Source organism: bacterium (assembly GCA_030685015.1).
GTDB lineage: Bacteria > CAIWAD01 > CAIWAD01 > CAIWAD01 > CAIWAD01 > CAIWAD01.
On sequence record JAUXWS010000076.1, the window covers coordinates 60,141 to 66,779 of the forward strand.

A 6,639-nucleotide genomic window follows, 5' to 3' on the forward strand; every position below is an offset into this window, starting at 1 on the left:
CCACGATGGCAAAGCAAGGCGCGTGCCAGACGATGTGTCGACCGGCTACTTGAGCAAGAGGAGGCGCATCGCCTCCGTGCGCCCCTTCGCCTCCAGCACCACCAGATAAAGCCCGGAGGGCAGCTCGGAGCCGCGGAACTCCGTGCGATGGATGCCGGCGGCGTGGTATCCCTCGGCCAGCACCTGCAAGCGCTGTCCCACCAAATTATACAGACTCAGTCGGGCAAGGCCGGGGGTGTCCAGACGGAAGCTGATCTGGGCGTCCGGATTGCAGGGATTGGGCAGAATCGACTCCAACGCGGCCGCCTGGGGCCGGCTGGCCGGAGTCAGGGCCGTGGCGCAGGAGGGAAAGGGATCGAACAGGCCGGCGAAGGGAAAGGCGGGTCCAGGCGGATAGACGAGAGAGAAGGGCGCGGGCTGCCAGCTGTGGACAACGGCGCCGGCCTGCAGGTCGATGCGATCGACGGCCCCCCCCTGCAACACGTCGTCGTAGTTGAACACCAGATGAAAGGCCAGCGGCATGCCGTCCGGCCCGAAGATGCCCGTGGCCGGCCAGGGCGCCGGATTGTCGTGGAGGAACATGGTGGCCTGCAACTGGCCGTGGCAGTCCTCGGGAATGAGCGTCGCGTCCAGGTCGATCTGCAGGATGGCCCCGGCGCGCAGGCTCGACACCCCGACGGCCAGCAGTCCGGTCAACAGGAATCTCATGGGTGTCTCCCCCGCTTGGTCAGTCAGAGTATCAAAGGCGCTGCGGGGGAAAAAGTCCGCCCCGCGCCGCGACGCGGGGCGGATCGCATACCCGATTCATGAATGGGTCCGCATCACTTGAGGAAGAGCACCTTGCGCACCTGGACGCCCTGTCGGCACTCCACCGCGATGAAGTAGGTGCCGCTGGCCGAGTGGCGCGGCCGCCAGATGAAGTCGTGGCTTCCCGCCGGCAGGGCTTGGTCGGCCAGCAATGCCACCTGCCGACCCTGCAGGTCCAGCACGGCCAGGCGGACGACATCGGCCGCGGGCAGGTCCAGGCGTAGGCGCGTGGCCGGGTTGAAGGGATTGGGCATGGGCTCGTGCAGCAGGAAAGCGGTGGGCCTCAGGCTGTTGGTGAGATCCAGGAAGCTCAGGTCCCACAGGCAGAGTTCGCCGCCGGCGTTCCAGACGCTGACGCCGTCGCTCACCTCGAGGTGCAGCTGGATGTTCTCGTCGAACCAATCGGACAGGTCGAAGCCGGCCGCCTCGCTGCTCAGCCAGGAGGAGCTGTTGGTGGGCCCGCTCCAGACCTGCACGCCATTGACATGGATGGAGACGGCCACCGTCAGGCTGCCGTCATTGGCCATGAGCAGGCCGATGGAACCGATCGCCCACTCCGGCGCGAAGCCCGTGAGCGAGCCGGGCAAGTGGCCCAGATTGTCCACGGGTCCGCAGGCCGAGGCCTCGCCCGTCACGATGTCCAGCCACATGGCCGAGCCGCCGAGCGCCAGCGGCGGACAGCCGCCACCCGGATCGAGCTGGCACTGGTAGTCGCCCGCCGTGTTGGAGAGGAAGCGCAGCTCCACCGTCTGGCTCTGGCCGCCAGCAAGGTTGTAGGCGCCGCCCGAGACGACGGAGAAGTGCTCGCAGGCGTCCACCACGCTGCCGCTGAGGGTGCCGCCCCCCGTGTTGGTGATGGTGAAGCTCCGGAGCAAGGCGGTGCCGGGGAGGACGCGCCCGAAGTCCAGCTCCGCCACGCTGACCTCGCAGGCGGGCGGCAATTCCACCATGCCCGCGCAGGCCACTGGCCCGCAGCCCTCGCCTGTGCCCACCTGGCAGAGGTGGGTTCCCACCGTCGCGCTCTGCATCTGGATGGTGAAGGTCTGGTTCTGGCCCGCCGCCAGGCTGTAGCCGGCCTCGGAGACGATGCTGTAGGCCGGGCAATCCTCCACGACCATGCCGGCCAGCAGGCCGCCCCCCATGTTGGTGATGGTGAAGGTCCGCGTCACGGGCACGCCGGGGGCCACCGCGCCGAAGTCCAGGGCGAGGGGCTCCACCAGGCAAGCGGGCGCCAGTTCCACGGCGGCTGTGCAGGCCACGTCGGCGCAGGCTCCGCCCGTGTCCAGGAGGCAGGGATAGGGCCCCGGCTGGGCGGGGGCGGTGAAGAGCAGCTCGACCTCCTGGCTCTCCCCGGCGGCCAGGCTGTAGGCGGCGCCCGCCGTGATGGTGTAGGACGGGCAGGGTGAGGTGACGGTCCCCGCCAGCAGACCGCCGCCCGTGTTGGCAAGGGTGAAGCTCCGCGCCACGGGCGTGCCAGGCAGGACGGTGCCGAAATCGAGGGCGGCAGGATCGACCAGACAGGCCGGCAGTGGATCCGACACGCCCAGGCAGGTCAGGTCGAGGCAGCCGGCGCCCGTGTCCAGCAGGCAGGGATAGGAGGCCGGGGTCGCCGGAGCCGTGAACAACACATCCACGACCTGGCTCTGGCCGGCGCCGAGGCTGTATTCGCCGCCCGCCACAACCGAGTAGGGTGGGCAGGGCGAGGCGACACTTCCCGCCAGGACGCCATAGCCCTCGTTGGTGATGGTGAAGGCGAGCGCCACCGGCGTTCCCGGCGGCACGGTGCCGAAGTCCAGGGTGTCGGGCTCGATGGCGCAGACGGGGATGGGCGCCACCACCGTGGCGAGGCAGGGCAGGATGGTGTTGGGACAGGTGGTGCCGATGACGGGGCAGGGATAGTAGCCCGGCGTGTCGCTCTGGAAGCGCACGGTGACGTCCTGGCTTTCACCGGCGGCCAGGGAGTAGCTCTCCCCGGCGACGATGGAGTACTGGGCGCAGCCTTCCTGGAAAATGCCGGCCAGGATGCCGCCGCCGCTGTTGGTGACGACGAAGTCCAACTCGGCCACATCCCCCGGCTCCAGGATGCCGAACTGGAGCACGGGAGGGTCGATTGAACAGGAGGGCGGCAGTTCCACCTGGCCGATGCACACCACTCCCGGGCAGTCGCCCCCCGTGTCCAGCGTGCAGACATGCTCCCCGAACACACTGGAGAGGAAGCGGACGACGACCTCCTGGCTCTCCTCCGCCGCCAGGCTGTAGGAGGCGCCGGAGAGGACGGTGAAGGCTGGGCAGTCCGAGCTGACAACGCCCTCAAGGACGCCGCCCCCAGCGTTGGTGACCGTGAGCGTGCGCAGCACGGGCGTGCCCGCCTGCACGGCGCCGAAATCCAGGCTGGTCGGCGAGACCTGGCAGATGGGCACGACGGCCACTTCCGCCGTCAGCCACAGGCCTTCGCAGGGACCGCCCACGTCCAGCCAGCACTGGACCGAACCGGGCGCCTGGCCCAGGAACTCCCCGCTCACCACCTGGCTCTGGCCGGCGCCCAGGCTGTAGACAAGGCCATCCGACAGGACGACGGTGGCGCAGTCCTCGCTCACGGTACCGGCCAGGATGCCGCTGCCCACGTTGGTGATGGTGAAACTGAAGGGAGTCGGCACGCCCGGCAGCACCAGGCCCAGATCCAACTCGTCGTCGCTCAGCGCGCAGTCCGGTTCGCCGCAGGCCGGGTCATCGGGCCAGCAGGAACAGAGGTCGTAGGGGGCATTGTCGGGCGCCACCGATCCGTTGAAGGCCCAGTCGATGGGGAAGTTGGGGCCCGCGCTGTAGAGCACGGAGAAGTTCAGGGGCGTCCACACCTTCGAGCACGAGCCAGCTGTCATGCTCACCGTCGTCACCACCGGGACTGGGGGCGGGGCAGCGTCGTAGTCGAATATCAGGTGGTAGGCCAGCGGAAAGCCGTCGGGACCCACGATGCGGGTGGCCGGACGAGCCACATTGTCCATGGTGTTCATCACTGCGGCAAAGGGGCCGTTGTTCGGATCAAGCGGGCCGGCGAACGAGTCCACATATCCGTCATGTCCGGTGGGAAAAAGGGTGGCGGGAACGTCGATCTGCAGAACAGCATGGGCAGTGGCGGCGACCAGACCCGCGGCACAGGCAAGCATCAGCAAATGTTTCATGACCGGCTCCGTGGGAGTTGGGTGGGTGGCACAGCGGATGTGCTCGAAAGCGCGGGCAAGATACAGCGGAACTTGAAGGGGTACAAGCGGAAAGCCATGCCCGCGCAAATCATCGGACAACAGCCGGTGCGGATTCCATCGCTTGACCGTGTCTCCCAGCGCCAGGAAGGAGCTGCTCATGCGGCTGCTGCGCCTGGACGGGGAGTGGACTTGGAACGAAGCGGAGACCAAGTCGTGCCACGGATGGACAACCATCAGATCGATGACTTCTGATCGCGCATGCAACGCGTCATGAGGAGGAGGTCATGGGAAGTGGCCCAATCCTGGATTGCTCATCCGTGTGCACGTGTGATGAAGGGCTCGGCGATCCTCCTTCACCCCATTCCCAGCCTTGCCAGCCGCCCTCTGACCAGGGATCGCAGACGCTCTCCCAGCTCCCGTGGCACAAAGCTCCTTTCGATGCGCTGCTCCCAGCGTGGCAGCGAGCGGGCAATGCGCATGAAGAGGTTCGCGATGACCTTTTCCTCCATGCCGGCGCCCCGCATGGCGGCCTCGAAATCCGCGCGCTGCAGCTTGCGCTTCTTGCCGTTGAGAGTCAGCGCCAGCTCCTCGGGATCTTCTTCCAGCACCAGGCTCGTCGCCACCAGATCATAGGCCGGGCTCAGCACAGTTCCGCGCACCACATCCTTGATCAGAGAGAAGTTCTTCAGGTGCATGTCGCTGTTGCCCGTGAAAAAGCAGAACAGGACCCGCTCGTAAAAGGCGATCACATCCAGCAGGGGCGCCGCAGAGTGACGCAGGATCAGTCTGGCCACCTGCTCGTGCGAGCCGCGATACTTGGCTTCCGTCGGCTTGCCGCTCAGTTGGCACATGTCCTCCATGTGAACCATGCGCTGCCCATCGCGGTCGATCCTCTTCGTCAGGTAAGCCAGTTCGCCGGAAGCGAGGCGCACCAGGCCGTGGGGCACGGTGGCGATTCGAGCATCCCCGGCCAGATGCATGCAGAGGTCTTCCAGCTCCGGCAGGTAGGGATAGGCATTGCCGGGAGGCTTCAGGATATAGCCGCCGGGCGTGTCCACCAGCGTCAGGCGATCAGGGGTGCGAGGTGCCGTGCCATGGCTCAGCCCCAGGGAGAGCTTGGCCTGCACGCCGGGCACCGTGATCCGAGCCAGCACCACTTGCAGGGCCAGCCTGGTGATGTCATCCCTCGTGCAGTCCACGCGCGGTGCTTCCGGGCTGCCGAACAGCCTGCGTGCACACGCCGGGTGCATCTCAGAGTCCTTGTCACCGAGCGATTCGTAACAGAGCAGGCAGCGGCGCTCAGTCATCGGCGGATTCCTCTGGTTCCACGCTGACCGCACCGATGCAATCCCGGCAGGTGGCCAGCAGCAGACCCATGCGGTCGCGCGGATTCAGCTTCCAAGTACGCTCGGCGATCTGCAGCAGCCAGCCCTCGGGAATCAGGCCATCGAAAAAGGAAAACAGCTGCTCGCTGTGATAGGCTTCCGTCCGCAGGGGCAGCGTCAGGCTGATGGCTTCCGCATCGGGACAATCCAGGTAGCCGGGATCGTAGCGGAACTGGTACCCCTCCTCGCCTTCGCGCAGCAGGCCGGCCAGCTTGCCGTGCATCAGGATGCGGGCGCTCCTCATGGCTGCACTCCCTCCCGCGACAAGGGCACCGGGCCGAGCTGGTGGCCGAACAGGCACAGCACCTGGTTGACCTTGTCCATTTGCAGGCTGGGCTTGTCACGCTCCAGCTCCCGCAGAAAGCGCAAGCCCACGCCGGCTTTGTCTGCCAGCTCGGGCTGGGTCAAGCCCGCCTGCTTGCGCTGGTTCCGAATGAACATCCCCGTGCTGCTCATCGTGTCTCCTTGTGGCCAACCCGAACGGGTACAAGAGTAGCATTCCAAATGTCAAACTGCACCGTACGGGTATAATCAGACGGGTGCAACCACGGGGCGTACCCGGAAGGGACAAGTCCTGCTGTTGCCACAGCGACTCGTACCCGGAGCGCCGTGCGACTTTCTACCAGCAGTGTGGGCTACCAGCAGCCCCCATGTCCCATCCCTTCCCCACATGGACGCCATGCTGCAGGTGATCCAAAGCGCACTCCTCGAAGGGCTGATCGACCGGCTGGCGGAGAGCATCCGCGCGCAGCGGCTTGATCGGGCCGCCGTCGAGAAGGTCGGGTCGAACAGCGGTTGCAGGACCTGAAGAAGGGCCTGCTGGATGAAGCGGTCCCGCACGGTCGGGATGCCCAACCGGCGCATCCCGCCCTCGCCTTTCGGGATGAGCGCCTCCTTCACCGGCGACGGCTGGCAGGTGCCCGACAGCAAGCGCTCCCGGATCGCTTCCCAGTTCGTCCGTAGGTGGTCCGCAGGTGGTCGGCCAACTCCCCCACCGTCATCCCGTCGACGCCGGGACGACCATTTGGGCACACCACCTAAAAGCGCCCCCCAGCGTGGGCCGGGGGGCGCGTCAGAATCTGGCTGTGAAGCCGATGGGGGCGAAGCTTAGACCTTATGGAACGGCCGGGTCCCTACGTTGGCCGTGGGTTGATCCACGAGGGACCAGAGCCACACTGGGCAGTGCCCAGAAACGTAAGGAGCCCGGCCATGCATGAGAGTAACACGTCCACCACGTGGGTGGGACT

General features: G+C 66.7%; 6 protein-coding genes and 1 pseudogene. 1 reads left to right on the forward strand and 6 read right to left on the reverse strand.

Annotated features, from left to right (window positions below; all coding sequences use genetic code 11):
• Window positions 1-45: 45 nt before the first annotated feature.
• The 5 genes from Q8O14_11310 to Q8O14_11330 all read right to left on the reverse strand — a co-directional run bounded on the left by Q8O14_11310 (window position 46) and on the right by Q8O14_11330 (window position 5,848).
• A complete protein-coding gene (locus tag Q8O14_11310; GenBank protein ID MDP2361319.1) occupies window positions 46-708 on the reverse strand; it encodes a T9SS type A sorting domain-containing protein in 663 nt (220 codons plus the stop codon).
• Window positions 709-821: 113 nt separating this feature from the next.
• The gene (locus tag Q8O14_11315; GenBank protein MDP2361320.1) at window positions 822-3,986 is read right to left on the reverse strand and encodes a choice-of-anchor D domain-containing protein; all 3,165 of its coding nucleotides are present in this window, start codon (window positions 3,984-3,986) and stop codon (window positions 822-824) included.
• A 374-nt stretch (window positions 3,987-4,360) separates the two neighbouring features.
• Window positions 4,361-5,314 carry a HipA domain-containing protein gene (locus Q8O14_11320; GenBank protein MDP2361321.1) on the reverse strand — a complete coding sequence of 318 codons (954 nt, stop codon included), beginning with the start codon at window positions 5,312-5,314 and terminating at the stop codon, window positions 4,361-4,363.
• On the reverse strand, window positions 5,307-5,636 hold the full coding sequence (locus Q8O14_11325; protein MDP2361322.1) for a HipA N-terminal domain-containing protein: 330 nt from the start codon (window positions 5,634-5,636) through the stop codon (window positions 5,307-5,309). The genes Q8O14_11320 and Q8O14_11325 overlap by 8 nt, the downstream gene beginning before the upstream one ends.
• Window positions 5,633-5,848: a helix-turn-helix transcriptional regulator gene (locus tag Q8O14_11330; GenBank protein MDP2361323.1), complete on the reverse strand. Its 216-nt coding sequence runs from the start codon at window positions 5,846-5,848 to the stop codon at window positions 5,633-5,635. Before Q8O14_11330 ends, Q8O14_11325 begins: the two co-directional genes overlap by 4 nt.
• Window positions 5,849-6,071: 223 nt before the next feature.
• On the opposite strand from Q8O14_11330, the gene Q8O14_11335 reads away from it, so the two are divergent.
• Window positions 6,072-6,200: a hypothetical protein gene (locus tag Q8O14_11335; GenBank protein MDP2361324.1), complete on the forward strand. Its 129-nt coding sequence runs from the start codon at window positions 6,072-6,074 to the stop codon at window positions 6,198-6,200.
• Here the strand turns inward: Q8O14_11335 and Q8O14_11340 are convergent.
• Window positions 6,164-6,334, reverse strand: a pseudogene (locus tag Q8O14_11340) (group II intron reverse transcriptase/maturase). The gene Q8O14_11335 and the pseudogene Q8O14_11340 sit on opposite strands and share 37 nt — an antisense overlap.
• Between the last annotated feature and the right edge of the window lie 305 nt (window positions 6,335-6,639).